The following is a 17783-nucleotide window of genomic DNA, read 5'->3' on the forward strand; positions in this document are numbered from 1 at the left end:
TTCTTGCCGCTCCATTGGCTCTTCGCATCTTCCTCGTCGAAAAATTGTCCATTACTCTTTAGCTCAAAGGAATCTCCGCCCGCATGTCGAAAACTACAAAAGAAAAATGCACTTGTAACCATGGCGTACGGTGCAATAGGGAGGAATAATCATGTCTGCTATAGCCGACTGGCGAGAGGTCCATGCTTCGATGAAACAGGTTTTATCCGAGTTTATTCCAGTGGTTCGCTCCTGGACGACCGAAGAAGATAACCGGGTTCTGGATCCATTCGAAACCCATTACAGTGAAAATTACGCTCCCGGCAATGCGGCCGTTCTCCTGTCTTCCGCATACCGGAATCAGGGACGTGCAGAAGATCTGGAAGCATGCCTGGACATGGTGCGCAGATCGGTCGAGCTGCTTAAGGACCGGGAAGGGGTCTCGCCTTTCTGCCGGGTCTTCTTATTCCATTACAGCTTGATGTCTCTGCTGCTTCTGCCGGAGGAGGAGCGCGAACGCTGTCGGATGGAATTCGAGGGTTTTTATGCAAAATACGAGGATGACTGCTTGCAGATCAATACGAATTGTGCGGCTCTGCAATGGGGGATGGAGCTGTTTCTGGATGCCCTCGGGTTCCGGGAGGCGGATGCTGTTAAGTTGGAAAGCCTTCTCTCTATGGTTGAAATGGCCCAGCTTCCCAGTCATTTCATTAACGATGAACTGACCCATGAGCGAATTTCTCTCGACGGGATGCCGATTGCTTATCATTTGTTCATTGTTTTTATTCTAGCCGGGACGCTCATAGCGATCGAACGGTGGAAGCCGGTTCATGCACAATTCAAAGCCCGGGCGGAATCCGTGATCGCACGGGGGATCGATTGGATGCTCCCCGCGATGGCTTCCGATGGGACATTGGCCATGACGGAACGCAGCAGTCATCAGATGTTTACCTGGGGGGCGCTCACTGTCCTTCTTAGTCTCACCAATTTAAAGAATGAGCCGATTTTCAAAAAAACGTGGGAATATTGGCTGAAATTCCGCAAAGAAGACGGCAGCTACAGCTGCACCCCCAATTATTTGCCTCACGGGCTGAGAGTCGGATTTGAAACCTATACTCACGTTAATATGTATAATAATTTGGGCATGACCGGGATCGCATTGGCGGAGCTTTGGCTTGCCCGGGGCGGGAAGTTTTTTACTCCGGAAATGGGCGGGTACAGGATACACGAAGAGAGTCGTGTGCTCGATTTCCACAGCGGGTTCGCCTTCATCAAGCGGCCGGGCCAATCCTTCGCCAGTACATTGCGGATGCACAGCTGGAAATATACTCCGGCCATGCAAGGCTTTCATTATCGGCTGGACGGTTACCCGCTCCCTCTGGCAGAGCCCAGACTGCCGGCCTACGAAGCCCGGGATCAACGATTCTTTGCAGATGGAGTATGGGAAGGGGTGCTGCTGGTTGACGAGAATGGCGGGTATTGCTTTCCCGATACAGCGGAGAACGTTGAAGCAGAGGTCAATGCAACAGGAATCAGCATGCATTGGCAAACGGAAGCTCTGGATTGTCGGAAAGAAATCGTTATGCTGGACAGAGGGTTTTCTTGGAGATATCGCCTGCACTTAAAGCGAATGATCCATTCCCTTCAACAGAGGCTGCCCCTATTGATTCACGATGGACGGGAAGGCTTGCGGGTAAGGGAGATTTCGAGGCAGCAGTTGGTGTTGTCCTGGGCGGGCCAGACTTATCGCCTTGAATGCGGGCAGGCATCGGGAATCGAAATCGGCCTGGAGAGAAGTCTGCTATCCGCCTCGGGAGTGGCCGCATCCGGCATCATCAATATCCCCATTCCGTCTGCAATCGGTACCGTAATCGAATGGGAAACGAGATTGATAGCGGATTAGTGGAAGGAATTGGGCCGCATAACTCTGAACAATTAATGAATATTTGATAAAATGATTGACATTCGAAACTATGGAAGTCAAAAATGGAATAGTGTCTTGCTTATACGCGGGATTGGCCGTTTAGAAGACTTTGATACATATGAGGTGACAAATTTGAGAAGCAAATCCATGTTGGTGATGGTAGCGGTAGTAGTGGTGATCCTCTGCCTGACCCTCATTAAGGTCAATGTATCGCCTCCAGGCAAAACCAGAATCATATTGGAGCATACCTATAAGACTTACATTGCTCCCTCTTGCTTTGAACAAGCCAAGGTGACCAATAATTTGGCAGATTCCACCTTGAGCAAGGCGCAGGAGCTAAAGTATGAACCGGAATCGGCATGTACGGAGCAAGCTTTGGGCAAGGAGAAAATGTCTCTGCTCGATACCATTCTAGTGAAGGCCGGACTGAAAAGCAGTAAATGGAGCTGGTAGGCAGTAAGTAAGGGTTCCTCCAAGCGGAGGAACCCTTTACGCTATTACCGCGGGACGAATTCCTGCGATTATACATCATTTAGAAGCGATTCAGAATACTCGGGGAGAAAAGCGGAGAGAAAATACATTAATTTCTAAAAAAAATCACCCAATCACCCTTGGACCGAGTAAAAAGATGTATTTTCACAGGTTTTGCTGCGGACACGGGACTCAACGGCTAAAAGCATGGTGTGAACACAACAATAGTGGTCATCGTAAAAAGCCGCCCAATGTAAGATTGCCGCTGGAAGGTCGTAGTAAACGAAGCCGGCACAACGTTAAAATTTTCGCTCCCGATGGTGATCGAAGGCCTAGCGGCACTTCATTGGGTTATTCCAAGTCGCGGACATCCATAACCTGCCCGTTAGGAAAAGATTCGCTCAGCAAAACCTTGAGCAGCTTGGCGGCCGCCTCTTCCGGAGAGTACAGAAGTCCCTGCTTCTTATAATCGATAAACCGCTGCACCTGTTTAAAATCCTCTTCTTTGGAAGCCCGGATTTCCGCCTGCATATCGGTATCTACCACCCCCGGAGCGACGGAAACGATTTTCACCCCGTGCTCCAGCTCCTCTTGCTCGGCTCCCACACATCTAGTGAAATGGTCCAACCCCGCTTTGGAGGTGCAGTATCCGCTCCAGCCGTAGTAAGTTTTCTTGCCTGCTCCCGAGGAAATGTTAAGGATCCGCTTGTCTATTTTGAGATGGCGGGTCTGCTGGATAAAGCTTGATGTAATAATCATCGGCGCGATCAGGTTAATCCGGATATTGTCCGCGATCTGCACGCCGTCGTTGTTTTCCACAGGGCCAATAGGCTGCAGTACGCCGGCATTATTGATCAGATAAATGGAATCCAAGCGGCTCAGATCGATAGAAGCGATGATGTCCCGGATTCGTTCCTCCAGCAGGTCTACCTCATTCAGATCGATAGTCACCCAATCCAATTTGACCTCTTTGTCTGCGGCTTCCCGGGCAAGCGAATCGTTACGGCTTCTGGACAGGCAGATCAAGTGATGGTCCGGTTCCAGCAATTGACTGGCCAAGGCTTGTCCCAACCCTCTGGAAGCGCCTGTCAGTATGATGGCTCTTTGCAAAGCAAGTCCCCCTGTCTATGGATATTCTAAGCACCAGTGTATCAAATTAAGGCGGATTGGGCTATCGCCGCAAAATTGCTGGAACGCTATTCCGTTCCCCTTAAGTACGGGATCATGCTAAAGCAGAAGCGGCCAGAGGCCGCCTCTGCTTATTTTTCCATATGTTCAAAATCGAACCGGTAAAATTCATTATAGTAATGATAAGGGACTTTGGAGAACTTAAAGGCCATCAGAATGCCGGAATCTTCAATTCTAACAAAATGCAGCGCTTTGGTGCGGACGCAGCAGCGAACCAGGCAATCGGCCATCCGGTTGTCATTGCAACGGATAGCTCTCACCAGCTTCGCGGCAAATTTACGATTACAGGCGATTTCCCGGTAAAGGGGAAGGACAGCCCTGGAAATGAAACGATGAATAGGGGTGCTGAAAGTGAATTGGACGTGCCCCGGGCGGATTGAGGTGGCGTTGACATATTCATGGATAGGGGCTTTGGTATTGAAGCCTATCATATACCCGATGCCGTTCGTCGATAGGGACGCCCTTCTTCTTGTCACCGGAGCGGTCTTATAGAACATCTTTTCCAGACGGTCCAGGTCGGCTTTGCGCACGGCGGACGACCAGGTTTTGGCATAACTGCGGCTGGCGGCAATTTTTCGGTAGAAAGGGACCATAGAGGCGGCCATCCGTCTTAAGAGCGGAACCGTGACATAACCGTTCCGTTTGCGGCTGCGGTGTTGTCGGCTCATCGTCGGACCTCCTTGTCATTATGACGTATGCCGTTGCTATAACCTATGCCCCTTCGGGCCAAACGCGCACGGCATTCGCCCGGACGATTGTTTACGGCTTGTCGTTGAAAAGGTACAGCGGAGGCGATCGTGCCGTCTTTATGCGAAACGGTCCGGGAAGCTTGGGCAAATTCCTTGCTGCTAAAGCCAGGGGAATATTATGCCGCCATGCGGCGATGTCGGGAATTAATAAGCCAAATCCATGATACAATTTGAAGAAGGATTGATAGTCGATAATGGGGGAGTGGTTATGCTGAAAGGCTTGCCGCAAGATTGGCGGAGGGGGAAAGAATGTTGAAAATCGGAGGCATTAACCATCTGCTTTTTTCTGTAACTGATTTAGAAAAATCGATCAAGTTTTACAAGGAGGTGTTTAGCGCAAGGCTATTGGTCAAAGGCAGACAATTGGCTTATTTTGATTTGAACGGATTATGGCTGGCATTGAACGTGGAGGACAGCATTCCACGTAATGAGATTCAGTATTCATATACGCATATAGCTTTTACCGTGGAAGAGGAAGATTTTGATTCCATAGTAAAAAAACTTGAAGATCTGGGAGTCCATATTCTCCCAGGCCGTCAACGGGATGAGAGGGATAAAAGGTCCATTTATTTTACGGATCCCGATGGACATAAATTTGAATTTCATACCGGTACATTACAGGATAGGCTTACGTATTACAAAGACGAAAAATCACATATGATCTTTTATGAAGAATAAATCCGGATTCTCGTATGAATAGCGGTTTTCGCTCTTTTTATCATCACTGGTTTCATCCTTCCACCGTTCTTCCCGGTTTCATGCGTTCGCTGTATAGCACTTTGACCATCAGCATAATCGAAAGAACGATCAGCAGCGCCGGAATCCAAAAAATTTGCGGCGTAATGCCTTTGATCAGCAGAGGCAGGAAATATCCGATCAGAGATGCGGTCTGGGAAATAAATACATACAGGCTGGCCCCGAATCCCGTCCTGTGAATGAACATGCGCTGCACATATCCCATACCGACACCGTAAAGCACCGAGACGAAAAAAGAATACAGCGGCTGTACGATGAAAAAGACCGGCAAGGATTCGCTTACCGTATATGTAACATAGGTTCCCAGCGCAAACAGGCTTCCAAGCAAAATAATCGGCTTGCTGCCGTATTTAGCCGCCCAATAGCCGGCCATCGTCATAAATAATAACTCGAAGACCGCCTGGGTGCTCCAAATGTAAGACATCAATTCGGGGTTGCCGAACCGGACGTTAATCACAAGCGGCAGATATAGTCCGCGAATGGCGTCGGCGCAGGACAACAGTAAAATCGCAAACAGCATAACCAGCGAGAAGGGTTCGCCAGCCGCTCTCTTGCCGGCGGAAGAGTCGGCCGTAATTTCCCGGTAAAACAATAACAGCGCAAACAGTGCCGCATACCCCGCCAAATTACCCCACAGCACGCCTTGAAAAGTGGCGATCAGGAACAGATTCGCGCCCAACAGCAGCCCGGTAAAGAAGCCGACGCTGTACGTAGCCCTTAGCCAAATTTGCGAGATTTCCACTACATCCGGAGCGAACTTCGTAAAATGACTGCGGGCCATGGCGAACAGCTGCCCCATGATCATCCCGGACGGAGCCATGGCGAGACACATTCCGATTAAAGCAGGCACATAGCTGGAAGCGCCCATATAGATGATGATTCCGGTCATGCAAAGGACAGCCGCCACGAGCGGAATCGTTTTTTTGCGCTTCATCCGGTCGCTTACTATGCCGACCGAAATCGTCAGCACCATATTCAGAAACAGCGATATGGAGTAAATCGAAGCGATCTCCAGCTTGCCAAGCCCTACCGAATCCTGCAAATATATTGCATTCATAGGAGCGAGAATTCCTGTCCCGATCCCGTAGAACAGCAGGGTCAGCACCAGAACCCAGGCTCCTTTAATTTTTAGAAACGCCCGCAAATCCTGCCATAACCGCATGATGGAGGCTCCTTCCGAGAAATGAATATTCCTTGCGCTACAGTCTATGTTTAATTTTACCACATTAGAAAGTTGAAGTTCATTTAAACATTAAAATGAACCGCTTTCTAATTGGCATAAAAAGTTACCTCTAATACCGGGTTATTCATCTTCGAAAGGGCTTCGTTAAAAGCTTTTTTTACCACATTAGAAAGTTGAAGTTCATTTAAACATTAAAATGAATCACTTTCTAATTGGCATAAAAAGCTACCTCTAAAACCGGGAATTAATTTTTACAGCAAACCATATTGTCCATGAATCTTTTTCAACAATAGGAGCTTTATAACCACTGAGCTTATCTTTTATGAACGATATCAAATCGAGAAGTTCATCATCCGTCAATTCATGAAGAATGGAGCGGCCGGTTCTTAGAAGTAAGTCGGTATTTAATGCTTCGAAATGATCATACACACGTCTTATCTCCCGGATGGAAACCGTTTTGTCCAGACGAAATCCATTCGATTCCAGTGCTTGCTGTACTTGATTTACGTCATACCTGCGAGCTATTTCTTTTTCAATCAATCGGGGGAATTTTTCGAAAAAATAACCTCTTATATGATTTTCATCCCCGGGCAGCAAACAATCTTCGGGAGTTCTGTCCTGAACGATGAGAATGCCGCCAGTTTTCATAATGCGGTTGGCTTCTTTGAAGCAGGCATCCAAGTCGCTCAGGTGGTGGATTAATGCTCTTTCCAACACGATATCGAATTCATTTGCAGTCAGGTTGGAATGATAAGCATTTCCAAGAAGGAATGCAGCGTTGGGAGTATTTTTGCAATTCTCCATCGCGCCTTTTAACATTACTTCCGAGAAATCTACACCGATAGCTTGAGTTGCCCCCATTTCAATCAAAGCTTTCGTGTAAATGCCCCCACCGCAGCCAATATCCGCAACCCGTTTATTCGATACTTCCACCATCTCTTTCATTAAAGAGACCCAGGATTCATCGGAAATTCTTGCTGCATAGGTCCGCCTGTTTTTGTCATCGTGAAAGTTGATCGGCATTTTAAACGAGCTCCTCTCACTATTGGTTTTATTAGGTGAAACTTCGTTTCATATATTATACCATAAAATTCCACGCAGTCTGCAAAAATAAAAGCCTGGCGGTTTGGAGGGACTGTATACAGGCTGGATGAAGGAAGACTGACGAAGCAGTCCTAAGCTTCATTCGTCATAAGATGGTGCCGCATTTTTGGGTCATATCAGGATTGTGCTACAATATAATGGCAACGAATTATCAACCGGAAAGAGGGATTGGATAATGAAGATAGTCGTTGTTGGAGCAAGCGGCACGATCGGACAAGCGGTCATTCAGGAATTAGAAAAAAAGCACGAAATCATTCGTGCCGGAAGAAATGGTCAGGATGTTTCAGTCGATATTACATCCGTTGTTAGTATTAAGAATATGTATGAACAAATCGGTAAAATAGATGCCGTAGTGAGTACAACAGGCGGTGCACATTTTGCACCCATTACGGAATTAACCCCGGAGTTAAATGAAATAGGAATCGAAAGCAAGCTCAAAGGTCAGATTAACCTGGTACTTTTGGGCATGGAGTATATGAATGACGGCGGAAGCTTCACTTTAACAACCGGAATTATGATGGATGATCCGATTCCTCTAGGAGCATCTGCTGCAATGGCTAATGGAGGTGTTAAGGCGTTCGTCAAATCTGCAGCCATTGAAATGCCAAGGGGAATTCGCATCAATAGCGTTAGCCCCAACGTTTTGCAAGAATCATGGGACAAATATGGTGAGTTTTTCCCGGGCTTTGAAGCCGTTCCTGCCAGCCGGGTAGCACTTGCCTATAGAAAAAGTGTAGAGGGAGCTCAAACCGGACAAAACTACGAGGTCTATTAACCGGCCTTAGGTTGAAGGAAAACAACCAAGAAACAAAGATCATTCAGTTATTGGCGCAAGGATAGTAGGGTCCGTCATGCCCTATAAAACAGCTAAGATAAGGATGAAACTGATCATTATGAACCTTAGAGAATTTGATAAAGTTTACGCGATAATGAAAGCCTCATTTCCTGACAGTGAGCGGAGAACTTATGCCGGACAGAAGGAGCTGCTGGCCGATCCGCATTATCGTCTCATTACGGAAACGGATGACAATAACGACATTATTGCTTTCATGGCTGTATGGGAATTTCCCCAGTTCCGCTTCGTGGAACATATCGCCGTCGATCCGGATACTAGAGGGAGCGGTATCGGAAGGAAATTAATGAGCGCATATATCGGAGAGTCCGCAAAGCATGTAATACTGGAGGTGGAACCCCCTGATACAGATTTGGCGCAGCGGAGAATAAGCTTTTACGAGCGATTGGGGTTTCAACACAATTCTTTCGAATATGTGCAGCCGCCTCTTCAGACAGGACAGCCGGATTTGCCGCTTAAAATCATGAGCTATCCTCAATCTCTCACGGAAGCGGAGTTTGTCCGGTATAGAGAAATTTTGTATACAAAGGTTTATAAGGCTGCCGGTGGGCGGCAAGCACCTTAAAGATGCGAACAAGGTGTAAATGGATTGATGTGGAAATTGCTGACTGCTTGTTCGAACATGGCTAATGGGAGGGAAATCATCGGAATGGAGCCGTTTACTAAAACCGGCGGTTGTCCGTCCTACATCCAATCTCCGATCTCATTGAAGGAGTACCAATACGTAATGCAGATTGCATCGGAAGATAAGCCTCGCTTTATGATTGGGGACAACGGCAATTTGTACTTGTACAGATCGCGTACGGATGGGAGTGGTACATGCACTGGGACTGTTATTAGAGATAGAGAGGTTTGTGAGGTGAAAGCTTGAGGGATCGGGAAGAAATTAAACCAACCGCCGTGGAACTGATGGAGCTCCATGTTGAAGCGCTGTTTACCCATGACCGAAATAAGAGGCTGCTTACTATAAACGAGCCTTGGTCAGGAGAGGAGCCCGCCGCCCGCTTTTTCTTGGGTCGAACTATAGAGGGGACGGCTCGCTGCCGATTTCGGTATGATGTCCCGGAGAAGGTTATTGAGCAGCTGGAAGAGTTATGTGCCGATGAACCGATCGTCAGTGATTTTCGGACGAAACCGAAACATTTTGAAGCCTATATGAGCCTTCTCCAAGGAGAAAGGTTTACGATGGGGCCCTGTTATCTGGTTCCGGCCCAGGCCGCGCCGGCCATGCAAGTGATCAATATTACCCGGGATAATATGAAGGAATTTTTGCATGGCGATTTCGAATGGTTAACTTCGGAAATAGACAGCGCGCAGCCTTGTATTGGGCTTGTGCGCGAAGGGCGGGCCGTGTCCATCTGCCGCAGCGTTCGCATCACTTCCAGAGCACATGAAGCAGGGCTTGAGACCTTGGAAGGATATCGTGGTAGGGGATATGCCGCTGCCGTCGTTGCTGGATGGGCGACAGAGGTACGGAGGCTGGGAAGACTCCCTTTATACAGTACATCATGGGACAATTTCGCATCCCAAAGTGTCGCGAGAAAATCAGCCTTATCCTTATATGGAGTCAATTTTACAATTATTTAAAACTAGCCCTGACAAATTAAATACAGATGGGTTGTCGTCATCAACATTGAAAAAGTAAAGCGTCCCATGAAGAAAGGTTCAGGGGACGCTGTTTTGTTTACCATATTTAGAAACGGCGGAACCTGTTAAACGGTCATTTCCTCGTGATGAATTGCAGAAGTTTCAATTTGAATGGTGGTATGCCGAATCTTAAATTTCTCCTCGATGATGTGAATGGCGGCCTGTAAAATTTTTTGACTGTCCATATGATCTTCGATGAGGATATGGCAGCTTAATGAATCCAGTCCCGATGTAATCGTCCAAATGTGCAGATCATGTACATCAACCACTCCGTCGATGCTTCCCAAAGCTTCTTTCACTTCCGTTTGGTCAATAGTAATCGGCGTGCCCTCCATCAAAATATGAACCGTATGTTTAATAATTCCCCAAGCGCTTTTCAAGATCAATAAGGCAACCAGCACGGAAATAATAGGGTCAGCAGCATACCAGCCAAACAACAGCATGATGATTCCGGCAAGGATAGCACCTACAGAGCCCAACGCGTCACCGATAACATGCAGGTAAGCGCTGCGAAGGTTGACGTTGTTTTTGACATCGCCTTTGCGCATCAGTGTCCACGCGCTTAACAAATTGGCGAGAAGCCCGATGGAAGCAATAATCATCATCGAACCGCTGGCAACCGTCGGCGGATCGTAAAAACGCTGAATGGCCTCCCAAGTAATAAATCCGGCAATGACAAATAACGTAACTCCGTTAAACAAAGCGGCTAAAATCTCAAAACGGTAAAACCCGTAAGTTTTGTTGGGAGAGGCCGGCCGGGTCGCAAACCAAATGGCAATCAAGCTTAGCAAAAGCGAACTGGCATCACTCAGCATATGTCCCGAATCAGACAAGAGCGCCAGGCTGTTCGTTATTAACCCACCGAAAAACTCTAGCAGCATAATACCCGAAGTGATGAGCAAAGCAATAGTTAACCCTTTTTTGTTTCCTTCTCTGCTGCGGTCGTGATGATGATGTCCGTGCCCGTGTTGGTGGTGATGGCCATGGTCGTGGGAATGGTTATGATGATGGTGCATTCTAATCTCCTCCTGATAGGTTAATGGCCTGTTAAGAAGTTATTATTCACTCAACTCCAAAATTTAATATATGAGCATATGTTCATATTCACATTATGAGGAGTGGAATGAATTTTGTCAAGGATTAACAATCATTAAAAATAGTTTAAGTTGGAGTAGAGAAATTACCGATTGACAAATATACAATACGGGGGTATCCTAATAACTAGCAAAGGTAAAAAACATGCTTCATCCCATTCTTGTTAAGACACGGGAATGAAAGGGATTGGAATTCCAACAATAAAATGAGTCATTCGGCTTGGTTCGAGCGGCGAAGTGAATAGATATCGGAGGAGAGACAGATGTCAAGAACGAAGTTTGCGATCACTCCCGGTTTTGAAATCGGAGGAACATTATTCAAACCGGAACAGCTGGCTGTGCTCGGTTCCATTGTCGGCGAAGACGCGAGGATCGAATTGACCACCTTTAAACAACTGTATGTGGAACTGGAAGAAGATCACTTGGAAGAAGTAAAACAAAAGCTGAGGGAGACCGGTCTGGAAATTCATCCTGCCGGATTTTTCACCAAAAGCTTGATTGCTTGCAATTTTTGCCGGGGGGCCGAGGATGCGGGGCTTGATGTAGCGAAAGCATTAGGTGACGCCATTGCCGGTTATGAAGTTCCGAGTCCATTGAAGATAGGATATGCTGGCTGTGCTTTGGGGACGAGCGAACCATTGCTGAAGGATATTGGTGTGGTGAAAATGAAAGACAAGTATGACATTTATGTAGGCGGCGAGGGCAAGTCCCTGAAAGCCACCGTTGGCGTTCTGTTTATGTCGGGTCTAGCTGCAGAACAATTGATCCCGGTCATTCTTCAGCTCATTAAGCTTTTTCAGCAAAACGGCAGAAAGAAAGAGAAATTTTCGAAGTTTATTGAGAGAATGACCATGGAGAAGCTGAGAGAAGCGGTAAATTAATTCGGATAGAGGAATGGTAATTTTAGACGGAAAGACTTGCGAAGCGATTGGCGCTCAAGCCCAAGCATGGCATGACTTCTTCGTGGTAACGATGGGCAGGTGGGAAAACCCCGGCACTGCTTTCGGTGTGAAATAGGCCGGGATTACCTGCGAATCGGTTATAATCAATGAAAAGTTATTTCTTGATAATCGATATGATGAATTAGAAGTTCAATGGACCCAAGGCGGTTCGGGCTCAAGCTCTTCAAATAGTGAGTAAAATACGTCTGCCATTCGCTTCCGTTAACTTCCGTATCGTTAATGATCGTTAACAAATGCTTTCGATCATTCCGGATTGATTCGTAGAATACAATTTTGAATAAAACCGCCAGTTCTATATCGCCAAAGGTTTCAAAGAGTGCTTCGTATTCATCTTCATATAGACAATCGGATTCCAGTATATCCAGAAAGTCGTGCAGGGAACGCAGTCGCGATTTGATCAGCTTCGCCTTATCTTCCTTATCCTCCAATTGTCTGATTTCTTCAAGCATTAGGCGAAGCTCGGCATCGCTTATACGGTCCTCTGCGCTAACAGAAAATGCAATGGGCTTCATTGTTTCCTCTTGACGGGTGATGATTACGGCTTCCAGACTGTTATGTTTCGCCGCATGGACGATTCGCTGTATGACTTCCTTCTTGCACCGGTTCATGTAATCCGCTAATGAAGGGTCACAGATTTGCCGCTCTTGCAGCAGACGATGGATCGCTTCTTGAATCATTGAAGAAACTTGTGAAGGGTCCGTCTCCGACAGCAGCCGATTTAATCGCTCGAATGAAGCTGTTGAAATCTGAAGTTGATGGGCACCGGCTCCCGACAGCATCGAAAAAATCGCATTGTTCAGTACCAACTCAAATATATTAAACAATTCAATTCGGTAATCAAATCTGCACACTCTCCCGAAATTCACCAGCAGCTCACGAAGATCCGCCTGACTGAACATGCGGCAAAAGCGGGTTTCGATCTTTAGATGCTCCAAATACTGCTTCATATAAAAGACTCCCTGAACTCGCATATCATCAATCGCTAAGGGATAGTCGATGCTGGCCATCGTCTGATGAGCATCGAAGACAATTTCATATTTCTTGAAAAATACAGGCAAGGATTCATCTATGGTCATGTTATAAGCGTCCACCGGGACATCCAGCTTATTGCGTCTGACTTCCCGATATAGCTGTTTAGTATCTTCGAAGCACTTACGCACCCGTTCAACTCCTGCTTCGTAAATTTTTTGAAGACTTCCGGTTTTTAAACAGGTGATCGCTTGGTCCGGATGTTCGATGCTCTGCATATACGCGTCTATTGCATACATGATGGAGGATAGGAGGCTTTCTGCCGTTTCCGCAGCTACCGAGGAGCTTTCTCCTTGCGTATAGCGTGCTATGAGACTCTGCAAAATAATCATTAGGCGGTTTTGTATGCTGTAAACTTCCTGTTGGTTAAGCAGCCCTGAACGCAACCCATCCTCCATAAGGGATATCGTGTACTGGTTCGGCTTAAGGTTCTTCGGCCTTATCCGTACCGGAGTCATGTGCGATGGCAGCCCGTTTGGACCCTTCAAGCTTATTCCTCCTCCTTTGGCAGAAATTCATTGTGCTGCATTTCTCTTCTATAATGGTAAGCGTACTCTTCCAGATTGCTCTTCAGCAGCTCCAACGAGCCTCCGCTTTCCTCGTCGAAGAGCTGTCTCATGATTTCCACCAGCCTGGCGTCACCGATCTGATCTTCCGTTTCATTCTTTAGATAATAAAAAATCTCTTGCAGCTCATTTAGAGTCGGGACATAATTCTCATCGTTTATATAGGGCGAGGCTGCAAAACCGTCGATTAACGATCGGATGACCTCGAAGCCCAACTCTACTCGGCCATAACTGTAAAGCAGTTGATTTCTGACATGGATCATTTGGGCGGCTTCCTCCGGCGTCAGCATCAAACCGAACGGCGCGGTCTTCTCATTAAGTTCCAGAATCTCCATTACTGCCTGCTCCTGAGCCGTTTGGTTCAAAGAGTGGAATAAGCGTGATAACCGCATGAAATTTCCCTCCCTTGGTCAGGTGAATAAAAAACCAAAACAAAAAAACTATTGACAAAAAGAAATTATTGTGGTATAATATTTAGATTAAATTATCGAATAATTATTTTATCCTTATTTATTCGTTTTGTCAATTGGATGACCGGGCAACAACTTCAGAGGCCGAGATTATCGATCCGCCACACCTATCTGACGCTTGACGGATTGAATTTTAGTTTTCGTCCGATTTCGTCGGGAAAGAACGTCAATAGGTTTGGAAATAGGCCGGACCGTGAATCGGTTGATCAGATTCCAAGGAATATTCAAACGCGGGACGCTGCCCGCGTTTTTTTAGTATGCCTAACGAATCGGACATTTTGGGCATAGATTGCGGCCGGGATAGGCATTCGGTACTACGAAATAACCCCCTTTAGCGGCATGTGGGCCAAAATGGGGCTTAAGGGATAGATTCCCATTTCCGGTGATGTGGTACAATAGACGAGGCGGTGATTCGAAGCTTCATCATTCTGCCGAGGGAGACACTAAGGTTATTCTATTAGGAAGCTATTAATCTATCATTCAAGCACGAGGGGAGATTAGATGAAGTCCAGGAAGGAACAAGCCGAAGCGCTGCTTCGTCAGTATAATCAACAGCATTTATTGAATTTCTATCATGATTTGACAGCCGAGGCTCAGGAGAGCCTGCTGGATCAGATTTTTTCTCTCGATTTCGAGCAAGTAGCTGCGTTATTCGATCAGAGGACGGATAGCCCGGCGCAGATGGAAAATGAATTAACTCCGATAGAAGCGGGAGTCTGGGATGAATTCAGTGAAGAGAGGAAACAGCAGGAGGAGGAGGCCGGCTGGCAGGCGCTTCGTTCAGGCCGGGTGGCCGCTCTGGTGGTAGCGGGAGGACAGGGAAGCCGCTTGGGCCACGACGGGCCTAAGGGAACCTTCAATATTGGCCTTCCTTCCGGAAAATCTTTATTCCAGCTGCAGGCCGAGAGACTACTAAATTTGAGCTCGCAAGCGGGGCGAACTATTCCTTGGTATGTGATGACCAGCCCCGAAAACGATGGGGAAACAACGGAATTTTTCCGGAAAGCGGATTATTTCGGTTATCCCCGGGAAGCGATTTTCTTCTTCGAGCAGAGCGTACTGCCCGCCATAGATGCCGAGGGCAAAATATTGCTGGCTGACAAAGACCGGATCAGTCTGGCCCCGGCCGGCAATGGGGATTGCTTCGCAGCCATCAAGCGTTCCGGCGCATTGGCGGATATGAAAGCACGGGGCGTGGAATGGGTATTTTATTACAATGTCGACAATGCTCTGGTGAAGGTAGCGGACCCGAAATTTATCGGATACACCATCTCCAGCGGGGCTTCTGCAGCCTGCAAAGTCGTTCCGAAATCCCATCCGGAAGAGAAGGTGGGAATCGTCTGCCTCAACCGGGGGCGGCCCGCAGTCATCGAATATTCCGATATGCCGCGCGAGATGATGACGGCACAGAATGAGGAAGGGCGTCTGTTGTATGACCAGGCCAACATTTCGATGCATCTGTTCCGCCTCGATTTCGTCGAGAAGGGCGCTGATTATCCGCTGCCATATCATGCCGCTCATAAGAAGATAGCCGCTATCGATGAGCAAGGTAATCCGCTCAAGCCTTCCGAGCCTAATGCGTATAAGTTCGAGCGGTTCATCTTTGACCTGTTTCCGCTGGCAGATAAACTGGCGGTGCTGCAGGTTAACCGCAGCGAGGAATTCGCACCGGTCAAGAACAAGGAAGGGGAAGACAGTCCGGAGACAGCGAGGAAGCTTGTCCTGGAGCTGCACCGCAAATGGCTTCTGGAAGCCGGGGCAGCAGAGGAGCGGCTGGAGGGCCGGACCGTGGAAATCTCTCCGCTTATATCCTATGCCGGTGAAGGGCTTCATTCGAAAATTTCCGAACTGCTGGAGCAAGAACGGAGCATCTAGCTGGATAGTCAAGCAAATCCTTGTCAAAGCATGACTCCTTGGACCGGAAATCGGGCCAAGGAGTTTTTTGGGTTTGGGACGGGGCAGAATAGAAGACCTGCCTGACGAAAGTACTGCCGCCCAGCTAATCTTCATTGGCCGAGGGATAGATCCCGATACTTCTTCAGCTCTTCATCCTTCCCAAGACATGAGTGACAACATCCTCGTAACCGATGACTTCCGCAGCGGCCTGCCCTCGTTCTTTAATTTCCACCAAGCCTTCGCCGGCTTGTTTGCCGACTACGATCCTTATAGGAATACCGATCAGATCGGAGTCTTTGAATTTGACCCCGGGCCGCTCCTCCCGGTCATCCATCAACACTTCCATGCCCTCTGCCTGCAGACGATAGTAAAGCTTTTCCGCAAGACCTCGCTGTACCGGATCTTGAACGGAAACCGGAATCAAATGCACATGGAAAGGGGCGATCGCCATCGGCCACAGAATTCCGCCATCATCATGATTCTGCTCGATGACCGCGGACAGAATGCGTGAGACGCCAATTCCATAGCAGCCCATGATTACCGGGTTCTCCCGGCCTGCGGCATTCAAGAAGCCAGCCCCTAGAGCCGCGCTGTATTTGGTCCCCAGTTTGAAAACATGGCCGACTTCGATCCCGCGATAAAATTTGAAAGTCCCTTCGCAATGCGGGCAAGAATCTCCCTCCGTTACATTACGGTAATCGCCTATATGCTCCAAGGGGAAATCCCGCCCGGGAACGACATAGCGAAGATGATAATCCGGTTCATTCGCACCTGCGACTCCGGATTCAATAATAGCGGCTTCCTGATCGATCCATAGGGGCAGGCTCAAGCCGACAGGTCAGGCAAATCCTATCGGGGCCCCCGTATGTTGACGGACTATTTCCTCATTTGCCAGCTCGATATGATCCGCTCGGAGAGCATTCTTAAGCTTGGTTTCGTTCACTTCATGGTCGCCTCGCACAATCACGGCGACAGGGCGGCCGTCCGCCATGTAAATGAGCGTCTTCAGAATATGCCCGGCCTCGATGTCCAACGAAGCTGTCAGCTGATCGATGGTGCGGACCCCCGGTGTATGAATCTTCTCGGGCTTGGGGACAGTCCTTGCTTCCGCAGGTGACGCTCCATGCCTCGTATAGGCCGTCTCCAGATTGGCGGAATAGCTGCAATTCGCGCAGACTGCGACCGTATCCTCGCCAATGTCGGCCAGAGCCATAAATTCATGGGTTTCGCCTTCTCCGCCGATAGTCCCGGCATCGGCTTCCACCACCCGGTAGGTGAGCCCGCAGCGGTCAAAGATACGGGTATAGGCATAGTATACGTTCCGATACGTTTCGTCCAAGCTTTCCCAATCCGCGTCGAATGAATAAGCATCCTTCATCATAAATTCCCGGCCTCTCAGCAGGCCGTATCGCGGCCGGCGTTCGTCCCGGAATTTAGTCTGGATTTGATACAGGATCATCGGCAGCTTGCGATAAGAATTGACTTCATCCCGGATTAATGAAGTAATCACTTCCTCATGAGTCGGGCCGAGTGCAAATTCACGATTATGGCGGTCGTATAGCCGCACAAGCTCGGGACCGTACAGAGAGTAGCGCCCCGATTGCTGCCATAGCTCCGCAGGCTGCATTGCCGGCATCAGCATTTCCTGCGCGCCTATTCGATCCATCTCTTCCCGGATGATGGAGGAGACTTTCCTCAGCACTCGCCATCCTAACGGCAAGTAAGTGTAGATGCCGGCGGCCAGCGGCCGGATCAATCCCGCCCGAAGCATAAGCTGATGGCTCACGACATCCGCCTCTGACGGCGCATCACGCAAGGTGGGGATTAGAAGCTTGCTTTGAAGCATAGATATAACCTCCCAAGATACAAATTTGGATTGGAAGCAAATAAGAAGGATGCAAAAAAGCGCATC

At 48.1% G+C, this 17783-nt stretch carries 15 protein-coding genes and 1 pseudogene; 8 read left to right on the forward strand and 8 right to left on the reverse strand.

Features of this window, described 5'->3' with window-relative positions; genetic code table 11:
• The first annotated feature begins 151 nt into the window (after positions 1 to 151).
• Together ACTHRH_RS17505 and ACTHRH_RS17510 are read left to right on the forward strand one after the other, a co-directional pair.
• Positions 152 to 1882, forward strand: a complete 1731-nt coding sequence (locus tag ACTHRH_RS17505; protein WP_144940429.1) for a hypothetical protein — start codon at positions 152 to 154, stop codon at positions 1880 to 1882.
• A 153-nt stretch (positions 1883 to 2035) separates the two neighbouring features.
• Positions 2036 to 2356 carry a hypothetical protein gene (locus ACTHRH_RS17510; protein WP_225312782.1) on the forward strand — a complete coding sequence of 107 codons (321 nt, stop codon included), beginning with the start codon at positions 2036 to 2038 and terminating at the stop codon, positions 2354 to 2356.
• Between the two features lie 369 nt (positions 2357 to 2725).
• Here ACTHRH_RS17510 and ACTHRH_RS17515 read toward each other — a convergent pair whose 3' ends face one another.
• Positions 2726 to 3484: a (S)-benzoin forming benzil reductase gene (locus ACTHRH_RS17515; RefSeq protein ID WP_440416803.1), complete on the reverse strand. Its 759-nt coding sequence runs from the start codon at positions 3482 to 3484 to the stop codon at positions 2726 to 2728.
• A 149-nt stretch (positions 3485 to 3633) separates the two neighbouring features.
• Positions 3634 to 4230 carry a hypothetical protein gene (locus tag ACTHRH_RS17520; protein WP_379286369.1) on the reverse strand — a complete coding sequence of 199 codons (597 nt, stop codon included), beginning with the start codon at positions 4228 to 4230 and terminating at the stop codon, positions 3634 to 3636.
• Positions 4231 to 4560: 330 nt separating this feature from the next.
• Here ACTHRH_RS17520 and fosB point away from each other — a divergent pair, with 330 nt between their 5' ends.
• Positions 4561 to 4989, forward strand: a complete 429-nt coding sequence (gene fosB, locus ACTHRH_RS17525) for a metallothiol transferase FosB (RefSeq protein ID WP_440416805.1) — start codon at positions 4561 to 4563, stop codon at positions 4987 to 4989.
• Positions 4990 to 5041: 52 nt separating this feature from the next.
• Here fosB and ACTHRH_RS17530 read toward each other — a convergent pair whose 3' ends face one another.
• Positions 5042 to 6229, reverse strand: a complete 1188-nt coding sequence (locus ACTHRH_RS17530; protein ID WP_379286367.1) for an MFS transporter — start codon at positions 6227 to 6229, stop codon at positions 5042 to 5044.
• Positions 6230 to 6481: 252 nt separating this feature from the next.
• Positions 6482 to 7273, reverse strand: a complete 792-nt coding sequence (locus ACTHRH_RS17535) for a class I SAM-dependent methyltransferase (protein WP_440416807.1) — start codon at positions 7271 to 7273, stop codon at positions 6482 to 6484.
• A 256-nt stretch (positions 7274 to 7529) separates the two neighbouring features.
• Here ACTHRH_RS17535 and ACTHRH_RS17540 point away from each other — a divergent pair, with 256 nt between their 5' ends.
• The 3 genes from ACTHRH_RS17540 (at position 7530) to aac(2')-IIb (ending at position 9794) form a co-directional block, all read left to right on the forward strand.
• Positions 7530 to 8129 carry a short chain dehydrogenase gene (locus ACTHRH_RS17540; protein ID WP_379286365.1) on the forward strand — a complete coding sequence of 200 codons (600 nt, stop codon included), beginning with the start codon at positions 7530 to 7532 and terminating at the stop codon, positions 8127 to 8129.
• A gap of 118 nt (positions 8130 to 8247) precedes the next feature.
• Positions 8248 to 8772, forward strand: coding sequence for a GNAT family N-acetyltransferase (locus ACTHRH_RS17545; protein WP_440416809.1), 525 nt, complete (start codon positions 8248 to 8250; stop codon positions 8770 to 8772).
• 302 nt (positions 8773 to 9074) lie between these two features.
• Positions 9075 to 9794: a kasugamycin N-acetyltransferase AAC(2')-IIb gene (aac(2')-IIb, locus tag ACTHRH_RS17550; protein WP_440416811.1), complete on the forward strand. Its 720-nt coding sequence runs from the start codon at positions 9075 to 9077 to the stop codon at positions 9792 to 9794.
• Positions 9795 to 9919: 125 nt separating this feature from the next.
• Here aac(2')-IIb and ACTHRH_RS17555 read toward each other — a convergent pair whose 3' ends face one another.
• Complete coding sequence (locus ACTHRH_RS17555; protein WP_144941160.1) at positions 9920 to 10870, reverse strand: cation diffusion facilitator family transporter; 951 nt, start codon at positions 10868 to 10870, stop codon at positions 9920 to 9922.
• A 341-nt stretch (positions 10871 to 11211) separates the two neighbouring features.
• Here ACTHRH_RS17555 and ACTHRH_RS17560 point away from each other — a divergent pair, with 341 nt between their 5' ends.
• Entirely contained in the window at positions 11212 to 11829 is a 618-nt protein-coding gene (locus tag ACTHRH_RS17560; protein WP_440416813.1) for a nitrite reductase, read from the forward strand.
• Between the two features lie 164 nt (positions 11830 to 11993).
• On the opposite strand, the gene ACTHRH_RS17565 is transcribed toward ACTHRH_RS17560, so the two are convergent.
• Positions 11994 to 13427 (reverse strand): DUF6179 domain-containing protein, encoded by a 1434-nt coding sequence (locus ACTHRH_RS17565; RefSeq protein ID WP_440416815.1) that lies wholly within the window; start codon positions 13425 to 13427, stop codon positions 11994 to 11996.
• A 2-nt stretch (positions 13428 to 13429) separates the two neighbouring features.
• Complete coding sequence (locus tag ACTHRH_RS17570; RefSeq protein WP_144941154.1) at positions 13430 to 13897, reverse strand: DUF6323 family protein; 468 nt, start codon at positions 13895 to 13897, stop codon at positions 13430 to 13432.
• A gap of 579 nt (positions 13898 to 14476) precedes the next feature.
• Between ACTHRH_RS17570 and ACTHRH_RS17575 the strand changes: the two genes are divergently transcribed.
• A complete protein-coding gene (locus tag ACTHRH_RS17575) occupies positions 14477 to 15850 on the forward strand; it encodes a UDPGP type 1 family protein (RefSeq protein WP_440416817.1) in 1374 nt (457 codons plus the stop codon).
• Between the two features lie 163 nt (positions 15851 to 16013).
• Here ACTHRH_RS17575 and ACTHRH_RS17580 read toward each other — a convergent pair.
• Positions 16014 to 17717 (reverse strand): annotated as a pseudogene (locus tag ACTHRH_RS17580) (proline--tRNA ligase).
• Positions 17718 to 17783: the final 66 nt, after the last annotated feature.

It is taken from the genome of Paenibacillus sp. SAFN-117 (assembly GCF_051966115.1).
Taxonomy (GTDB): domain Bacteria; phylum Bacillota; class Bacilli; order Paenibacillales; family NBRC-103111; genus Paenibacillus_L; species Paenibacillus_L residui.

Coding starts and splice junctions, on each gene's coding strand:
- ACTHRH_RS17505 (WP_144940429.1), top strand. CDS start 152: ATGTCTGCTATAGCCGACTGGCGAGAGGTCCATGCTTCGATGAAACAG.
- ACTHRH_RS17520 (WP_379286369.1), bottom strand. CDS start 4,230: ATGAGCCGACAACACCGCAGCCGCAAACGGAACGGTTATGTCACGGTT.
- fosB (WP_440416805.1), top strand. CDS start 4,561: ATGTTGAAAATCGGAGGCATTAACCATCTGCTTTTTTCTGTAACTGAT.
- ACTHRH_RS17530 (WP_379286367.1), bottom strand. CDS start 6,229: ATGCGGTTATGGCAGGATTTGCGGGCGTTTCTAAAAATTAAAGGAGCC.
- ACTHRH_RS17535 (WP_440416807.1), bottom strand. CDS start 7,273: ATGCCGATCAACTTTCACGATGACAAAAACAGGCGGACCTATGCAGCA.
- ACTHRH_RS17540 (WP_379286365.1), top strand. CDS start 7,530: ATGAAGATAGTCGTTGTTGGAGCAAGCGGCACGATCGGACAAGCGGTC.
- ACTHRH_RS17545 (WP_440416809.1), top strand. CDS start 8,248: ATGAACCTTAGAGAATTTGATAAAGTTTACGCGATAATGAAAGCCTCA.
- ACTHRH_RS17555 (WP_144941160.1), bottom strand. CDS start 10,870: ATGCACCATCATCATAACCATTCCCACGACCATGGCCATCACCACCAA.
- ACTHRH_RS17560 (WP_440416813.1), top strand. CDS start 11,212: ATGTCAAGAACGAAGTTTGCGATCACTCCCGGTTTTGAAATCGGAGGA.
- ACTHRH_RS17570 (WP_144941154.1), bottom strand. CDS start 13,897: ATGCGGTTATCACGCTTATTCCACTCTTTGAACCAAACGGCTCAGGAG.
- ACTHRH_RS17575 (WP_440416817.1), top strand. CDS start 14,477: ATGAAGTCCAGGAAGGAACAAGCCGAAGCGCTGCTTCGTCAGTATAAT.